General features: G+C 63.0%; 14 protein-coding genes and 1 tRNA gene. All 15 read left to right on the top strand.

Going from position 1 to position 17961, the window contains the following annotated elements; translation table 11 throughout:
* The coding region (locus ACFPFW_RS18235; protein WP_465254249.1) for an EF-Tu C-terminal domain-related protein at positions 1 to 248 on the top strand (248 nt) is incomplete at its 5' end.
* 147 nt (positions 249 to 395) lie between these two features.
* Positions 396 to 472, top strand: a tRNA-Trp gene (locus tag ACFPFW_RS18240).
* A gap of 117 nt (positions 473 to 589) precedes the next feature.
* On the top strand, positions 590 to 787 hold the full coding sequence (gene secE, locus ACFPFW_RS18245) for a preprotein translocase subunit SecE (protein ID WP_114958738.1): 198 nt from the start codon (positions 590 to 592) through the stop codon (positions 785 to 787).
* Positions 788 to 795: 8 nt separating this feature from the next.
* Positions 796 to 1326 carry a transcription termination/antitermination protein NusG gene (gene nusG, locus ACFPFW_RS18250; protein WP_114958739.1) on the top strand — a complete coding sequence of 177 codons (531 nt, stop codon included), beginning with the start codon at positions 796 to 798 and terminating at the stop codon, positions 1324 to 1326.
* A gap of 104 nt (positions 1327 to 1430) precedes the next feature.
* Entirely contained in the window at positions 1431 to 1862 is a 432-nt protein-coding gene (gene rplK, locus ACFPFW_RS18255; protein ID WP_114958740.1) for a 50S ribosomal protein L11, read from the top strand.
* A 4-nt stretch (positions 1863 to 1866) separates the two neighbouring features.
* Positions 1867 to 2571 (top strand): 50S ribosomal protein L1, encoded by a 705-nt coding sequence (gene rplA, locus ACFPFW_RS18260; RefSeq protein WP_114958741.1) that lies wholly within the window; start codon positions 1867 to 1869, stop codon positions 2569 to 2571.
* Between the two features lie 350 nt (positions 2572 to 2921).
* Positions 2922 to 3437 (top strand): 50S ribosomal protein L10, encoded by a 516-nt coding sequence (gene rplJ, locus ACFPFW_RS18265; RefSeq protein ID WP_114958742.1) that lies wholly within the window; start codon positions 2922 to 2924, stop codon positions 3435 to 3437.
* Between the two features lie 45 nt (positions 3438 to 3482).
* The gene (gene rplL / locus ACFPFW_RS18270) at positions 3483 to 3866 is read left to right on the top strand and encodes a 50S ribosomal protein L7/L12 (protein ID WP_114958743.1); all 384 of its coding nucleotides are present in this window, start codon (positions 3483 to 3485) and stop codon (positions 3864 to 3866) included.
* A 262-nt stretch (positions 3867 to 4128) separates the two neighbouring features.
* Positions 4129 to 8238 (top strand): DNA-directed RNA polymerase subunit beta, encoded by a 4110-nt coding sequence (gene rpoB, locus ACFPFW_RS18275; protein ID WP_114958744.1) that lies wholly within the window; start codon positions 4129 to 4131, stop codon positions 8236 to 8238.
* 132 nt (positions 8239 to 8370) lie between these two features.
* Complete coding sequence (rpoC, locus tag ACFPFW_RS18280; protein WP_114958745.1) at positions 8371 to 12561, top strand: DNA-directed RNA polymerase subunit beta'; 4191 nt, start codon at positions 8371 to 8373, stop codon at positions 12559 to 12561.
* 73 nt (positions 12562 to 12634) lie between these two features.
* Positions 12635 to 13618, top strand: coding sequence for an aldo/keto reductase (locus ACFPFW_RS18285; RefSeq protein ID WP_114958746.1), 984 nt, complete (start codon positions 12635 to 12637; stop codon positions 13616 to 13618).
* Positions 13619 to 13911: 293 nt separating this feature from the next.
* Positions 13912 to 14283: a 30S ribosomal protein S12 gene (rpsL, locus tag ACFPFW_RS18290; RefSeq protein ID WP_114958747.1), complete on the top strand. Its 372-nt coding sequence runs from the start codon at positions 13912 to 13914 to the stop codon at positions 14281 to 14283.
* Positions 14284 to 14296: 13 nt separating this feature from the next.
* Positions 14297 to 14767 (top strand): 30S ribosomal protein S7, encoded by a 471-nt coding sequence (rpsG, locus tag ACFPFW_RS18295; protein ID WP_114958748.1) that lies wholly within the window; start codon positions 14297 to 14299, stop codon positions 14765 to 14767.
* 28 nt (positions 14768 to 14795) lie between these two features.
* On the top strand, positions 14796 to 16871 hold the full coding sequence (gene fusA, locus ACFPFW_RS18300) for an elongation factor G (RefSeq protein ID WP_114958749.1): 2076 nt from the start codon (positions 14796 to 14798) through the stop codon (positions 16869 to 16871).
* Between the two features lie 47 nt (positions 16872 to 16918).
* The coding region (gene tuf, locus ACFPFW_RS18305) for an elongation factor Tu (RefSeq protein ID WP_379771801.1) at positions 16919 to 17961 on the top strand (1043 nt) is incomplete at its 3' end.

The raw sequence follows: 17961 nt of genomic DNA on the forward strand, positions 1-17961 counted from the left end.
CCAAGGACGAGGGCGGCCGTCACACGCCGTTCTTCGGCAATTACCGTCCGCAGTTCTACTTCCGCACGACCGACGTGACGGGCGTGGTGACGCTGCCGGAAGGCACCGAGATGGTGATGCCGGGCGACAACATCGCCATGGAAGTCACCCTGATCGTCCCGATCGCGATGGAAGAGAAGCTCCGCTTCGCCATCCGTGAAGGCGGCAGGACGGTTGGAGCCGGAGTGGTGGCTTCGATCATCGAGTAACACTGGCCGGGCGCGGCATGCCGCGCCCGCATGGCTTCGGCCTTGAAGTGAATCATTTTCCGGCCTCTCCGGAAGATGACGCGGGTACGACACTTGAAAATCGGGGCGGGTGCGTGTTTAAGAAGCGCGCAACCGCTTTCCCCGCGGAGGAGTGTAGCTCAATTGGTCAGAGCACCGGTCTCCAAAACCGGGGGTTGGGGGTTCGAGTCCCTCCACTCCTGCCATCGGGCAGGACGATCAGGACAAGCGGACCGCCGGCATTTCTGGCGGGAAGCGAGCAGGAATTGAAACAAGGGGCACGCGGTAACGCGCGAGGCCCCTTTCATGCGTGACAAGAGGCCATGGCCAGGACAAGTCCGTTTCAGTTTTTCCAGGAAGTCCGCAACGAGGCGGCCAAGGTCACTTGGCCCACGCGTCGCGAAACCCTGATCACGACGGCCATGGTCTTCGTGTTCACGATCATCGCGTCGATCTTCTTCCTCGTGGTCGATCAGGTGCTGATGACGGCCGTGACGTTCATTCTTGGCGTCGGTAGCTGAGCAGGTTCATGGCGAAACGTTGGTACATCGTCCACGCTTACTCGAATTTCGAGAAGAAGGTGGCGGAAGCGATCCGGGAGTCGGCCGATCAGCGCGGCCTCGCGGATCACTTCGATGAGATTCTGGTCCCGACCGAGAAGGTCGTGGAAGTCCGCCGCGGCCGTAAGGTCGATGCCGAGCGGAAGTTCTTCCCGGGCTACGTGCTCGTGAAGATGGAAATGACCGATGAGGCCTATCACCTCATCAAGAACACGCCGAAGGTGACCGGCTTCCTGGGTGCGGACAACAAGCCGACGCCTATTCCGGAATCCGAGGCGATGCGCATCGCGCAGCAGGTTCAGGAAGGCATCGAGCGGCCCAAGCCCTCGATCGCGTTCGAGGTCGGCGAGCAGGTCCGCGTCGCGGACGGCCCGTTCGCCTCGTTCAACGGCATCGTCGAGGAAGTCGACGAGAGCCGTGCCCGACTCAAGGTGGCGGTGTCGATCTTCGGCCGCGCCACTCCGGTCGAACTGGAATACGGCCAGGTCGAGAAGGTCTGACCGTCAATCCCGTGGGAGGCAGGCGTCCGGTTCGCCAATCGGATGTCGGAGCTGAACCACGGTACTCAATGCCCGCCTCGGCGGGCGCTTTGGGAGTTTAAGTCATGGCGAAGAAAGTAGCGGGCTATATCAAGCTCCAGGTTCCGGCTGGCTCTGCCAATCCGTCGCCGCCGATCGGTCCGGCGCTCGGTCAGCGCGGCCTGAACATCATGGAATTCTGCAAGGCGTTCAACGCAGCGACCGGGCAGATGGAAAAGGGCATGCCGATTCCGGTGGTCATCACCGCGTATCAGGACCGCTCCTTCTCCTTCGAGATGAAGACCCCGCCGATGAGTTACTGGCTCAAGAAGGCTGCGAAGCTCCAGAAGGGCTCGCAGACCCCCGGCAAGGGTGCGACCGTCGGCAAGGTGACCAGTGCGCAGGTGCGCGAGATCGCCGAGCAGAAGATGAAGGATCTGAATGCGACGAGCGTCGAGGCCGCCATGCGAATGGTTGAAGGCTCGGCTCGCTCCATGGGCCTTGCGGTGGAGGGCTGAGACGATGGCAAAGATTGCAAAGCGCGTCGCTAAGGCCCGTGAGGGCATCGATCCCACGAAGCTCGTCGGTCTCGACGAGGCCGTGAAGCTCATCAAGTCGCGTGCGACTGCCAAGTTCGACGAGACGATCGAAGTCTCGATGAACCTCGGCGTCGACCCGCGCCACGCCGACCAGATGGTCCGCGGCGTCTGCAACCTGCCGAACGGCTCGGGCCGTACGCTGCGCGTTGCGGTATTCGCCCGTGGCGCCAAGGCAGACGAGGCCAAGGCCGCCGGCGCCGACATCGTCGGTGCGGAAGACCTGCTCGAAATCGTCCAGGGCGGCACGATCGACTTTGATCGCTGCATCGCGACCCCGGACTTGATGCCGCTCGTCGGCCGTCTCGGCAAGGTTCTCGGCCCGCGCGGCATGATGCCGAACCCGAAGGTCGGAACCGTCACGATGGACGTGAAGGCAGCGGTCGCCGCCGCCAAGGGTGGCGCCGTCGAGTTCCGCGTCGAGAAGGCCGGCATCGTCCAGGCCGGCATCGGCAAGGCCTCGTTCGACGAGAAGAAGCTCGCCGAGAACATCCGCGCCTTCGCCGACGCGGTGGTCAAGGCCAAGCCCGCCGGCGCGAAGGGCACTTACGTCCAGCGCGTCGCGGTGTCGTCGACCATGGGCCCCGGCGTCCGCGTCGAGCCGGCTTCGGTTCTTCAGGCCCAGGCCTGATTTTGAATTCCGCCAGCGCCTGACGGCGCTGGCACAAGAGCTTCGTCCGGAGAGATCCGGGCGAGGGGCTTTCGGAAGCAATTCCGTAAAGCCAGTCCTGTCCGAGACTGCAGGCGTGCCGGGTTCGCCCGGTGCTTAAGCCGTATGGGCCTGCATAGACGGGTGAGACCGTTTCCGGGGCGAATGCCCCAAAGAATGGTTCGAACTCGATGACCCGGGTTTCGCATCTCCGATGCGGCTCCAGGGGGACAGGGATGAGAGCCGCGGGTGAAGGATTTCGGTCCGAAGCGCGCGGCAAACGCCCACCCGGTGGTCAGGCATTCGCTTGGTCACCTGACTGGAGAGAGCACGTGAATCGTGCGGAGAAGCGTGAATCGGTCGAGACGCTCAACGACGTGTTTAAAAGCACGGGCGTTGTCGTCGTCGCCCACTATTCGGGTCTGACGGTTGCTCAGATGACGTCGCTTCGGCGTCAGATGACCGCGGCCGGCGCAAGCCTGAAAGTCGCGAAGAACCGCCTCGCCAAGATTGCTCTTGAAGGCACGGACGTCGCCCATATCGGCACCCTTCTGACGGGTCCGACGGTTCTCGCTTACAGCGAAGATCCGGTGGCGGCTTCCAAGGTCGCAGTCGACTTCGCCAAGGCCAACGACAAGCTCGTGATCCTTGGCGGCGCTCTGGGTGCCACCTCTCTGAATGCGGACGGTGTGAAGGCTCTGGCCACACTGCCGTCGCTCGACGAGCTGCGTGCGAAGATCGTCGGCCTGGTTCAGGCCCCGGCGACCAAGCTCGCTCAGCTCTCGACCGCGCCTGCTGCAAAGCTGGCCCGCGTGTTCGGGGCATATGCCAACAAAGACGCGGCGTGAGGCCGTTCAACAACCCATCTTGTTTGAACTTGAAGGAATACCTACATGGCTGATCTGTCGAAGCTCGTTGACGAGCTGTCCAACCTGACCGTTCTCGAAGCCGCCGAGCTCGCCAAGCTTCTCGAAGAGAAGTGGGGCGTTTCGGCTGCTGCTGCTGTCGCCGTTGCCGCTCCGGCTGCCGGCGGCGGTGGTGGTGGCGCTGCCGCTGCCGAAGAGCAGACGGAATTCTCGGTCATCCTCGCCGCTGCCGGCGAGAAGAAGATCGAGGTCATCAAGGAGGTCCGTGCCATCACCGGTCTCGGCCTCAAGGAAGCCAAGGATCTCGTCGAAGCTGCGCCGAAGCCCGTCAAGGAAGGCGTGTCCAAGGACGAGGCTGGCAAGCTCAAGGAGCAGCTTGAAAAGGCTGGCGCCAAGGTCGAGCTTAAGTGATTGGTGCGGGCTTGCGCCCGCGCCTGGTTTCTTGGAACATCCGCTCCGGACAATGTGCCGGAGCGGATGTGGCTCTCAAAGCGAGGCCAATGTTCCAAGAAATATATGAGTTTTGAGTTTTAGCCGCTGGGCGGCGCCTTAAGGGCGCGCGCCCACGCGGCTTTTCGGCCCTCCGGCAGGGCCGCACACGAGGACCTGACGAGGTCCGCCCGTGCATCCATCCGGGATGCGGGGATAGCGAAAGCGAAGCGAGAGACGCCACATGGCTCAGACGTTCACCGGCCGCAAACGTGTCCGCAAATCCTTCGGCAAGATCCATGAAGTCGCCGAGATGCCGAACCTCATCGAGGTTCAGAAGGCGTCTTACGACCAGTTCTTGCAGATCGACGGCCAGGAGCCGCGTGCGGACGAAGGTTTGCAGTCGGTCTTCAAGTCCGTCTTCCCGATTTCCGATTTCTCGAACACGGCGATGCTGGAGTTCGTGAAGTTCGAGTTCGAGCCGCCGAAATATGACGTCGACGAGTGCCGTCAGCGCAGCATGACTTATGCCGCACCGCTGAAGGTCACGCTTCGCCTCATCGTGTTCGATGTCGACGAGGAGACCGGCGCGAAGTCCGTCAAGGACATCAAGGAGCAGGACGTCTACATGGGCGACATGCCGCTCATGACGATGAACGGCACCTTCATCGTCAACGGCACCGAGCGCGTCATCGTCTCGCAGATGCACCGTTCGCCGGGCGTGTTCTTCGATCACGACCGCGGCAAGACGCATGCGTCGGGCAAGCTGCTGTTCGCCGCCCGCATCATCCCGTATCGCGGCTCGTGGCTCGACATCGAGTTCGACGCCAAGGACATCGTCTACGCGCGTATCGATCGCAAGCGTAAGATCCCGGTCACGTCGCTGCTCTACGCGCTGGGTCTCGATGGCGAGGAAATCCTCGACACGTTCTACAACAAGATCGTCTACAAGCGCACCAAGGACGGCTGGCGCACGCCGTTCGACGCCGAGCGCATGAAGGGCTTCAAGGCCGCCACCGACATGATCAACGCCGACACCGGCGAGGTCGTGCTCGAGGCCGGAAAGAAGCTGACCGTCCGTGCCGCCCGCCAGCTCAGCGAGAAGGGCCTCAAGGCTCTGCGCGTCACCGACCAGGATCTGATCGGCGCCTACATGGCCGATGACCTCGTCAACGAGAAGAATGGCGAAATCTATGTCGAGGCCGGTGAGGAGATCACCGAAAAGACGCTGAAGCTGATCGAGGAGATCGGCTACAACGAGATCAGCGTTCTCGACATCGATCACATCAACACCGGCGGTTATATCCGCAACACGCTCGCCGTGGACAAGAACACCGGCCGCGACGGCGCGCTGTTCGACATCTACCGCGTGATGCGCCCGGGCGAGCCGCCGACCCCGGACACGGCCCAGGCCATGTTCCAGTCGCTGTTCTTCGACGCCGAGCGCTACGACCTGTCGGCGGTCGGCCGCGTGAAGATGAACATGCGCCTCGACCTCGACGCTCCCGATACCCAGCGCACGCTGCGCCGTGAGGACATCCTCGCGGTCATCAAGACGCTGGTCGAGTTGCGCGACGGCAAGGGCGAGATCGACGACATCGACCATCTCGGCAACCGCCGCGTCCGGTCTGTCGGCGAGCTGATGGAGAACCAGTACCGCGTCGGCCTGCTCCGCATGGAACGCGCGATCAAGGAGCGCATGTCCTCGGTCGAGATCGACACGGTCATGCCGCAGGACCTGATCAACGCCAAGCCGGCGGCTGCCGCCGTGCGCGAGTTCTTCGGCTCCTCGCAGCTCTCGCAGTTCATGGACCAGACGAACCCGCTGTCGGAGATCACCCACAAGCGCCGCCTCTCGGCGCTTGGCCCGGGCGGTCTGACCCGCGAGCGCGCCGGCTTCGAGGTGCGCGACGTGCACCCGACGCATTACGGCCGTATCTGCCCGATCGAGACGCCGGAAGGCCCGAACATCGGCCTGATCAACTCGCTCGCGACCTTCGCTCGCGTGAACAAATACGGTTTCATCGAGACGCCGTATCGCCGCGTTCGCGACGGCGCCGTGACCGACGAGGTTGCGTATCTGTCGGCTGTCGAAGAGGGCAAATACACGGTCGCGCAGGCTAACTCGCCGATCGACGCCAAGGGCAAGTTCACGGAAGACCTCGTCGTCTGCCGTCATGCCGGCGACGTCAGCCTGATGCCGCACGATCGCGTGGACTTCATGGACGTGTCGCCGAAGCAGCTCGTTTCGGTCGCGGCCGCGCTCATCCCGTTCCTCGAGAACGACGACGCGAACCGCGCGCTCATGGGCTCGAACATGCAGCGCCAGGCGGTGCCGCTGGTTCGTGCGCAGGCGCCGCTCGTCGGCACCGGCATGGAAGCGATCGTTGCCCGTGACTCCGGCGCGGCCATCGCGGCCCGCCGCGGCGGCGTGATCGACCAGGTGGATGCGACCCGTATCGTCATCCGCGCGGACGAGAACGATCCGAACCGTCCGGGTGTCGACATCTACAACCTGATGAAGTTCCAGCGTTCGAACCAGTCGACCTGCATCAACCAGCGTCCGCTGGTGAAGGTGGGCGAGAAGGTTGCGAGGGGCGACATCATCGCCGACGGCCCGTCGACCGATCTCGGAGAGCTCGCGCTCGGCCGCAACGTGCTCGTCGCGTTCATGCCGTGGAACGGCTACAACTTCGAGGACTCGATCCTCCTGTCCGAGAACATCGTCAAGGACGACGTCTTCACCTCGATCCACATCGAGGAATTCGAAGTCGCCGCCCGCGACACCAAGCTCGGTCCGGAAGAAATCACGCGCGACATTCCGAACGTTTCGGAAGAGGCGCTGAAGAACCTCGACGAGTCGGGCATCGTCTACATCGGTGCCGAAGTCCGTGCCGGCGACATCCTCTGCGGAAAGATCACGCCGAAGGGCGAAAGCCCGATGACGCCGGAAGAGAAGCTTCTGCGTGCCATCTTCGGCGAGAAGGCGTCCGACGTTCGCGACACCTCGCTCCGCGTGCCTCCGGGCGTGCAGGGCACGGTCGTCGAGGTCCGCGTCTTCAACCGTCACGGCGTCGACAAGGACGAGCGTGCCCTGGCGATCGAACGGGAAGAGATCGAGCGTCTCGCCAAGGACCGCGACGACGAACTCGCGATCCTCGACCGTAACGTCTATGCGCGTCTCGGCGAAGTGCTGAACGGGCAGAACGGCGTCGCCGGTCCGAAGGGCTTCAAGAAGGACACCAAGCTCACCAAGGATGTTCTCGACGAATATCCGCGGTCGCAGTGGTGGACGTTCGCCGTCTCCGAAGATCGGGTGATGAGCGAAATCGAAGCCATGCGGAAGCAGTACGACGAATCGAAGAAGCGCCAGGAACAGCGCTTCCTCGACAAGGTCGAGAAGCTGCAGCGCGGCGACGAACTGCCTCCGGGCGTCATGAAGTCGGTCAAGGTCTTCGTCGCTGTGAAGCGCAAGATCCAGCCGGGCGACAAGATGGCCGGCCGTCACGGCAACAAGGGCGTCGTGTCGCGCATCGTTCCCGTCGAGGACATGCCGTTCCTCGCCGATGGCACGAACGTCGACATCGTTCTGAACCCGCTCGGCGTGCCTTCGCGCATGAACGTCGGTCAGATCCTCGAGACGCATCTCGGCTGGGCCTGCGCGGGTCTAGGTCTCCAGATCGGCAAGGCGCTCGACGCCTACAAAGCCGGTGCCGGCGAGGGCGAGCTTCGTGACACGCTGAAGAAGGTCTATGGCGACGACGAGACGGTGAAGTCGCTCAAGGGCGACGAACTGATCGAGATGGCCTCGAACGTCCGCAAGGGCGTGCCGATCGCCACGCCGGTCTTCGACGGTGCCAAGGAGGCCGACATCGAGCGCCATCTCGAGATGGCGGGCGTGCGGCAGAGCGGCCAGTCGACCTTGTTCGACGGACGTACCGGCGACCAGTTCGATCGTGATGTCACTGTCGGCTACATCTACATGCTGAAGCTGCATCACCTCGTCGACGACAAGATCCACGCCCGGTCGATCGGTCCGTACTCGCTCGTCACCCAGCAGCCGCTCGGTGGCAAGGCGCAGTTCGGCGGCCAGCGCTTCGGCGAAATGGAGGTGTGGGCGCTCGAGGCTTACGGCGCGGCGTACACCCTGCAGGAGATGCTGACGGTGAAGTCCGACGACGTCGCGGGCCGCACTAAGGTCTACGAGGCGATCGTCCGTGGCGACGACACGTTCGAGGCGGGCATTCCGGAGAGCTTCAACGTTCTCGTGAAGGAAATGCGCTCGCTTGGCCTGAACGTCGATCTGTCGAACAGCGATCGTCTGCCGGAAACCCCGGCCGACGCGGCCGAATAAACTTCGTGATCAGAGCGAGGGAGGGCGGATCAGTCCTCTCTCGCGAACTCCCTGACCCGTGCGGGCAGGGCGAATTCGACATTGCCGGCGGACGGCAGGGCCAGGCCCAAAGTCCGCATTGAGGAGATAAAGATGAATCAGGAAGTGATGAATCTTTTCAACACGGCTGCGCCGGCTCCGACTTTCGATCAGATCAAGATCTCGATCTCGAGCCCGGAGAAGATTCATTCCTGGTCCTTCGGCGAGATCAAGAAGCCGGAGACGATCAACTATCGTACCTTCAAGCCCGAGCGCGACGGTCTTTTCTGCGCGCGCATCTTCGGGCCGATCAAGGATTACGAGTGCTTGTGCGGCAAGTACAAGCGGATGAAGTACAAGGGCGTCATTTGCGAAAAGTGCGGCGTTGAGGTCACCCTCTCGCGCGTGCGTCGCGAGCGTATGGGCCATATCGAGCTCGCCGCTCCAGTTGCCCATATCTGGTTCCTGAAGTCGCTGCCGAGCCGCATTGGTCTGCTGCTCGACATGACGCTGCGCGACCTCGAGGCGATCCTGTACTTCGAGAAGTACGTCGTTCTCGAGCCAGGCCTCACCCCTCTGAAGGAGCGTCAACTCCTGACTGAGGAGGAGTACGTCATCGCCCAGGACGAGTATGGCGACGACAGTTTCACCGCTCAGATCGGCGCCGAGGCGATCCGCGAGATCCTCAAGGCGATGGATCTCGACAAGATCGCGGGCGACCTGCGCACCGAGATCGCGGACACCGACAGCGACATCAAGAAGAAGAAGCTGACGAAGCGACTGAAGATCGTCGAGGCATTCATCGAGTCCGGCAACAAGCCGGAATGGATGATCCTGACGGTTGTTCCGGTCATCCCGCCGGACCTGCGCCCGCTAGTTCCGCTCGATGGCGGCCGCTTCGCGACCTCGGACCTGAACGATCTCTATCGTCGTGTCATCAACCGTAACAACCGCCTGAAGCGCCTGATTGAGCTTCGCGCGCCGGACATCATCATCCGCAACGAAAAGCGCATGCTTCAGGAGTCGGTTGATGCGCTGTTCGACAACGGCCGCCGCGGCCGCGTCATCACGGGCGTCAACAAGCGTCCGCTGAAGTCGCTCGCCGACATGCTGAAGGGCAAGCAGGGCCGCTTCCGCCAGAACCTGCTCGGCAAGCGCGTCGATTATTCGGGACGTTCGGTCATCGTCGTCGGTCCGGAGTTGAAGCTGCACCAGTGCGGCCTGCCGAAGAAGATGGCGCTCGAGCTGTTCAAGCCGTTCATCTATTCGCGCCTCGACGCCAAGGGTCTCGCTTCGACCGTGAAGCAGGCGAAGAAGCTCGTCGAGAAGGAGAAGCCCGAGGTTTGGGATATCCTCGACGAGGTTATCCGCGAGCATCCTGTTCTCCTGAACCGCGCTCCGACGCTTCACCGCCTCGGCATCCAGGCCTTCGAGCCTACGCTGATCGAAGGCAAGGCGATCCAGCTGCATCCGCTCGTCTGCGCGGCGTTCAACGCCGACTTCGACGGTGACCAGATGGCCGTGCACGTCCCGCTGTCGCTCGAAGCGCAGCTGGAAGCGCGCGTCCTGATGATGTCGACGAACAACATCCTGCACCCGGCGAACGGTCTTCCGATCATCGTTCCGTCGCAGGACATCGTTCTCGGCCTCTACTACCTGTCGCTCGTCCGCGAGGGTGCTGTCGGCGAGGGTTCGTTGTTCGCCGATATGGGCGAGATCGAGCATGCGATCTTCAACAAGGCGGTCACGCTGCATTCGAAGATCAAGGGCCGCTTCATCACTGTGGACGAAGAGGGCAACAAGGTCTCGAAGATCTACGAGACCACGCCCGGCCGCATGATGCTTGGCCAGCTCCTGCCGAAGAACGCCAAGGTTCCCTTCGACGTCGTGAACAAGCTCATGACGAAGAAGGAAATCTCCAACATGATCGACACGGTGTATCGCCACTGCGGTCAGAAGGAGACGGTGATCTTCTGCGACCGCGCGATGGCGCTCGGTTTCCACAACGCGTTCAAGGCCGGCATCTCGTTCGGCAAGGACGACATGGTGGTGCCGGACACCAAGCCGAAGATCGTCGAGCAGACCCGTTCGCTCGCTGCCGAATACGAGCAGCAGTATCAGGACGGTCTGATCACCCAGGGCGAGAAGTACAACAAGGTCGTCGACGCCTGGGCGAAGTGCACCGACAAGATCGCTGAAGAGATGATGGGTCGTATCTCCGCCGTCCAGAAGGACGAGAACGGAACCGACAAGCAGATCAACTCGATCTACATGATGGCTCACTCGGGCGCCCGTGGTTCGCCGGCGCAGATGAAGCAGCTCGCCGGCATGCGCGGTCTGATGGCCAAGCCGGACGGCTCGATCATCGAGACGCCGATCATCTCGAACTTCAAGGAAGGCCTGACCGTGATGGAGTACTTCAACTCCACCCACGGCGCCCGTAAGGGTCTGGCCGACACCGCCTTGAAGACCGCGAACTCGGGTTACCTGACGCGTCGTCTCGTCGACGTTGCGCAGGACGCGATCATCAGCGAGCAGGATTGCGGCACCGAGAACGGCATCCGCGTCCGCGCCATCGTCGACGCCGGCCAGGTCGTCGCCACGCTCGGCATGCGCATTCTCGGCCGCACCACGGCTGAAGACATCGTGCATCCGCAGTCGGGCGAAGTCCTCGTTCCGAAGAAGACGATGATCCAGGAATCGGACGTCGATCGCGTCACCCAGGCGGGCATCCAGGAGGTGAAGATCCTCTCGGTGCTGACCTGCGAGACCAAGTCCGGCGTCTGCGTGCAGTGCTATGGTCGCGATCTCGCTCGCGGCACGCCCGTCAACATGGGCGAGGCCGTCGGCGTCATCGCGGCGCAGTCGATCGGCGAGCCGGGAACGCAGCTCACCATGCGCACCTTCCACATCGGTGGTACGGCGCAGCTGGCTGACTCCTCGTTCCTCGAGTCGAGCTTCGAGGGTAAGGTTCAGATCAAGAACCGCCACGCGGCCCGCAACTCGGACGGCGACCTGATCGTCATGGGCCGCAACGTCGCCGTTGCGATCATCGACGCGAATGGCGCCGAGCGCTCCACGCATCGTCTGCAGTACGGCGCACGCCTGAAGGTGGACGAGGGCGACGCGATCAAGCGCGGCCAGCGTATCGCCGAGTGGGATCCGTACACCCGTCCGATCGTGACGGAAGTGGACGGCACCATCGACTTTGAGGATCTGGTGGAGGGCGCCTCGGTGGCCGAAACCACCGACGAGTCGACCGGTATCACGAAGCGCGTCGTCCTGGATTGGCGGACCTCGACCCGTAACGCCGACCTCAAGCCCGCGATCGTGCTCAAGGGCAAGGACGGCAAGATCCTCAAGACCCAGAAGGGCGGCGACGCTCGCTACCTCCTCCCGGCGGAAGCGATCATCTCCGTCAATCCGGGTCAGACGATCAAGGCGGGCGACATCGTCGCGCGTATTCCGACGGAAAGCGCCAAGACGCGCGACATCACGGGTGGTCTGCCGCGCGTGGCGGAGCTGTTCGAGGCACGCAAGCCGAAGGATGCCGCGATCATCGCCGAGATCTCGGGCACCATCCAGTTCGGTCGCGACTACAAGAACAAGCGTCGCCTCTCGATCGTCCCGCACGAGGACGGAGTGGATGCGGTCGAGTATCTGATCCCGAAGGGCAAGCACATCTATCTCCAGGACGGCGACGTCGTGGAGAAGGGCGACTACATCGTCGACGGCAATCCGGCACCGCACGACATCCTGGCGATCAAGGGCGTGGAGGCACTCGCGGCCTACCTCGTCAACGAGATCCAGGAGGTCTATCGACTGCAGGGCGTGCAGATCAACGACAAGCACATCGAGGTGATCGTTCGCCAGATGCTGCAGAAGGTCGAGATTGACGATGCCGGCGAAACCGATCTGATCGCAGGCGAGCAGGTCGACCGGATCGAACTCGACGAGGTCAACGCCAAGATGGCCGAAATCGGCAAGAAGGGCGCAACCGGCAAGCCGGTTCTGCTCGGCATCACCAAGGCGTCGCTGCAGACCCGCAGCTTCATCTCGGCGGCGTCGTTCCAGGAGACCACCCGCGTGCTCACCGAGGCAGCCGTCAACGGCAAGTCGGACACGCTGGACGGCCTCAAGGAGAACGTCATCGTCGGCCGCCTGATCCCGGCTGGCACCGGCGCCGTGATGAACCGCATCCGCGAGGTTGCGACGCATCGCGACGATCTGATCGTTGCCCAGCAGCAGAAGGACGAGGGACGCGCCCCGAGGGACGCGGCCCTGATCGAAGGACCGGCCGAGTAATCGGACCGCAAACTGTAAAAAGGGGCTGCTCGCGCGGCCCCTTTTTCGTTTCAGAGATTGAAAGGGACGTCAGATGCAAACCCGCAAACTCGGATCCGAACTCGAAGTCTCCGCCCTCGGCCTCGGCTGCATGGGCATGAGCTTCGCCTATGGCGGCCAGGAAGAGCAGGCCTCGTTCGATACCTTCCGCCGCGCGCTCGATCTCGGCATCACATTCTTCGACACGGCCGAGATCTACGGGCCGTTCGAGAACGAGAAGCTGGTCGGCCGCGCGCTTCGCTCGGTCCGCGACAAGGTCGTGATCGCGACCAAGTTCGGCTTCCGCTTCGACGACAAGGGCGCCATCACCGGCACCGACAGCCGGCCGGAACATGTCCGCGAGGTCGCCGAGGCCTCGCTCAAGCGCCTCGGCATCGAGGTGATCGACCTCCTGTATCAGCACCGTGTCGATCCCGACGTGCCGATCGAGGAGACGGTCGGCGCGATGGCCGATCTCGTGGGGGAAGGGAAGGTGAGGGCGCTTGGCCTCTCCGAAGCGGGAGCCTCGACGATACGCCGGGCTCACGCCGTTCATCCGATTGCGGCCGTTCAGTCCGAATATTCTCTCGTCACCCGCGATCCGGAATCCGAGGTCCTGCCGACCTGCCGTGAGCTGGGAATCGGCTTCGTGCCGTTCTCGCCTCTGGCCCGCGGTCTGCTCTCGGGCGCGATCCGCAGCAAGGATGAGCTGCCGGAAGGCGATGCCCGCCGCAATTATCCGCGATTCTCGGATGCCAACATCCAGTCGAATCTCGCTCTCGTCGATCGAATCGCTGAGATCGCGAAGGCCAAGAACTGCACGGCGGCGCAGATCGCACTCGCCTGGGTGCTTCATCAGGGCGACTTCATCGTGCCGATTCCCGGCGCCAGGAAGCTGAAAAACCTTGAAGATAATGCCCGGGCCGCCGATATCAGGCTCACCCCGGAAGAGGTGGCGTCGCTGAGCGAGGCCGTGCCTCCGTCAGAAGTCGCCGGCGAGCGTTACGGCGCAGCGGCTCTGTCCATGGTGAACAAGTAGTCCGAAGGGCTGAGAAATCGGTCCCCGAGGGGTTGACTGCAACAGTGGGCGTGGGTAGAACCCGCCCACTTCGGCAGGCAGGTAGGTTCTGCTTCTCGACGCGACTTGCGACGAGACATCAAACCTAGACGCTGCTGATTACAAGCTTTGGTCCAATCAGGTCACATGACTGCGGCGCTTCGAGCGTGGTGGTCCTCTGTCTGGGCAGTCGCCCGCCGCCTCTCAACAGGGGACGGCTGGGCGATAAACGTGTTTGCAGCGCGAAGACGCGCGCTTTGAGGAAAAGGCGAACGATGCCGACTATTAGCCAGCTGATCCGCAAGCCGCGGCAAGCTCCTGTCTATCGCGAGAAGGCGCGCCATCTTGAGGCGTGCCCGCAGAAGCGTGGCGTTTGCACCCGTGTCTACACGACGACCCCGAAGAAGCCGAACTCGGCTCTCCGTAAGGTCGCGAAGGTGCGCCTCACCAACGGCTTCGAGGTCATCGGCTACATTCCTGGCGAGGGTCATAACCTCCAGGAGCATTCGGTGGTCATGATCCGCGGTGGCCGCGTGAAGGACCTTCCGGGCGTCCGCTATCACATCCTCCGCGGTGTCCTCGACACCCAGGGCGTCAAGAACCGTAAGCAGCGTCGTTCGAAGTACGGCGTGAAGCGTCCGAAGTAAGGGAGACAGATCCATGTCGCGCCGCCATCGCGCCGAGCGCCGGGAGATCATCCCGGACCCGAAGTTCAGTGACGTCGTCGTCACCAAGTTCATGAATGCCATCATGTATGATGGCAAGAAGTCGGCCGCCGAGGCGATCGTCTATGGTGCCTTCGACTCCGTCGAGACGCGCGCCAAGGCGAACCCGATCGAGGTATTCCACGCCGCGCTCGACAACGTCGCCCCGTCGGTGGAAGTGCGCTCCCGCCGCGTCGGTGGTGCGACCTACCAGGTCCCGGTCGAGGTTCGTCCGGACCGCCGTCAGGCGCTCGCGATCCGCTGGCTCATCACCGCGGCCCGCGCCCGCAATGAAAAGACTATGGTCGACAAGCTGTCGGCCGAACTGCTCGACGCCGCGAACAACCGTGGCACCGCCGTGAAGAAACGCGAAGACACGCACCGCATGGCGGACGCGAACCGCGCCTTCTCGCACTACCGCTGGTAAGCGACCGACCGGGATTTGAGGACTCGATATGCCCCGTACGCATAAGATCGAAGACTATCGTAACTTCGGAATCATGGCGCACATTGACGCCGGGAAGACGACGACTACGGAGCGCATCCTCTATTACACCGGCAAGTCGCATAAGATCGGTGAAGTCCATGAAGGCGCCGCCACCATGGACTGGATGGAGCAGGAGCAGGAGCGTGGCATCACGATCACCTCGGCTGCCACGACCGCGATTTGGAACGACAAGCGCCTGAACATCATCGACACCCCCGGGCACGTCGACTTCACCATCGAAGTCGAGCGTTCACTCCGCGTGCTCGACGGCGCCGTTTGCGTTCTCGACTCCAACCAGGGTGTCGAGCCGCAGACCGAGACGGTTTGGCGCCAGGGCGACAAGTACCATGTGCCGCGCATCGTCTTCGCCAACAAGATGGACAAGACGGGCGCCGACTTCTTCAAGTGCCTCGATGACATCGTGAAGCGTCTCGGCGCGAAGCCGGTTGCGATCCAGCTGCCGATCGGCGCTGAGAACGACTTCAAGGGCCTGATCGACCTCGTCCGCATGAAGGGCGTTGTCTGGGAGAACGAAGGCCTCGGCGCGAACTATCACGACATCGACATCCCGGCCGACCTCCAGGCTCAGGCCGAGGAATATCGCGCGAAGCTCGTCGAAGCCGCCGTCGAGCTCGACGACAAGGTTCTGGAAGACTTCCTCGAGGGCAACGAGCCCGACGAGGCGACCCTCAAGCGCATGATCCGCAAGGCGGTGCTCACGGGTGCGTTCTATCCGGTGCTGTGCGGTTCGGCGTTCAAGAACAAGGGCGTGCAGCCGCTTCTTGATGCGGTGGTTGATTATCTGCCGTCGCCGGTCGACGTTCCGCCGATCAAGGGCATCGACCCGCGCAACGACGAGGAAGTCGTCCGCAAGTCGTCCGACACGGAGCCGCTGGCTCTGCTCGGCTTCAAGATCATGGACGACCCCTTCGTCGGCACCATCACGTTCTGCCGCATCTACTCGGGCAAGCTCGAGACCGGCGCGAACCTGATGAACTCGACGCGCGACAAGAAAGAGCGCATTGGTCGTATGCTGCTGATGCATGCGAACAACCGCGAAGACATCAAGGAGGCCTATGCCGGCGACATCGTCGCACTGGCCGGCCTCAAGGAAGTCCGTACCGGTGACACGCTCTGCGATCCGCTGAAGCCCGTCATCCTCGAGAAGATGGAATTCCCGGAGCCGGTCATCGAGATCGCGATCGAGCCGAAGTCGAAGGCCGACCAGGAGAAGCTGGGCGTCGCGCTTCACAAGCTCGCCGCCGAGGATCCGTCCTTCCGTGTCTCGACCGACCAGGAGTCGGGCCAGACCATCCTGAAGGGCATGGGCGAGCTTCACCTGGACATCAAGGTCGACATCCTGCGCCGCACCTACAAGGTCGACGCGAATATCGGCCAGCCGCAGGTCGCTTATCGCGAGCGCATCTCGAAGGCGGTCGAACTCGACTACACCCACAAGAAGCAGACCGGCGGTACCGGCCAGTTCGCGCGGGTGAAGTTCGTCGTCGAGCCGAACGAGCCCGGCAAGGGCTTCGAGTTCGAGTCGAAGATTGTCGGCGGCGCGGTTCCGAAGGAATACTTCCCGGGCGTCGAAAAGGGTCTGCAGAGCGTGCTCGGCGCGGGTGTCGTGGCCGGCTTCCCGGTCGTCGACCTCAAGGTTTCGCTGATCGACGGTGCCTACCATGAGGTTGACTCGTCGGCTCTCGCCTTCGAAATCGCCTCGCGTGCTGCTCTTCGCGAAGCTCTGACCAAGGGCAATTCGGTTCTTCTCGAGCCGATCATGAAGGTTGAGGTCGTGACCCCGGAGGAATACACCGGCTCGGTCATCGGTGACCTGAACTCCCGCCGTGGCCAGATCCTCGGTCAGGACATGCGCGGCAACGCGAACGTTGTGAATGCGATGGTCCCGCTCGCCAATATGTTTGGTTACGTCAGCCAGTTGCGGTCGTTCAGCCAGGGCCGCGCCCAGTTCACCATGCAGTTCGATCATTACGAGCAGGTGCCGTCGCACGTCGCTCAGGAGGTTCAGGCGAAGTACGCCTGAGCCCCGCGATAGACGGTTCCACTCACAAGTAAGGACGGAGAATTCCGATGGCCAAAGAGAAGTTTTCGCGGAACAAGCCGCACTGCAACATTGGAACGATTGGTCACGTTGACCATGGCAAGACGTCGCTGACGGCGGCGATCACGAAGGTTCTGGCTGAGACGGGCGGCGCGACGTTCACGGCGTACGACCAGATCGACAAGGCGCCGGAGGAGAAGGCCCGCGGCATCACGATCTCGACGGCGCATGTCGAGTACGAGACGACGGCGCGCCATTATGCGCACGTCGACTGCCCCGGCCACGCCGACTATGTGAAGAACATGATCACGGGCGCGGCGCAGATGGACGGCGCGATCCTGGTGGTGTCGGCGGCCGACGGCCCGATGCCGCAGACCCGCGAGCACATCCTCTTGGCGCGCCAGGTCGGCGTCCCGGCGCTGGTGGTGTTCCTCAACAAGTGCGACATGGTCGACGATCCGGAGCTTCTGGAACTGGTCGAGCTCGAGGTCCGCGAACTGCTGTCGAAGTACGATTTCCCGGGCGACGACATTCCGATCGTCAAGGGCTCGGCGTTGGCGGCGCTGGAGGATTCCAACAAGGAACTCGGCCACGACGCGATCCTTGCGCTGATGGCGGAAGTCGACAAGTACATCCCGCAGCCTGACCGTCCGATCGACCAGCCGTTCCTGATGCCGGTCGAGGACGTGTTCTCGATCTCGGGCCGCGGCACGGTCGTGACCGGCCGCGTCGAGCGTGGCGTGGTCAAGGTCGGCGAGGAAGTCGAGATCGTCGGCATCCGCCCGACGCAGAAGACGACGGTGACCGGCGTCGAGATGTTCCGCAAGCTGCTCGACCAGGGCCAGGCCGGCGACAATATCGGCGCGCTGCTGCGCGGCACGAAGCGCGAGGACGTCGAGCGCGGCCAGGTGCTGTGCAAGCCGGGTTCGGTGAAGCCGCACACCAAGTTCAAGGCCGAGGCCTACATCCTGACCAAGGACGAGGGCGGCCGTCACACGCCGTTCTTCGGCAATTACCGTCCGCAGTTCTACTTCCGCACGACCGACGTGACGGGCGTGGTGACGCTGCCGGA

The sequence above is a fragment of the Flaviflagellibacter deserti genome, from assembly GCF_042652085.1.
Classification (GTDB): Bacteria; Pseudomonadota; Alphaproteobacteria; order Rhizobiales; family Methylopilaceae; genus Flaviflagellibacter; species Flaviflagellibacter deserti.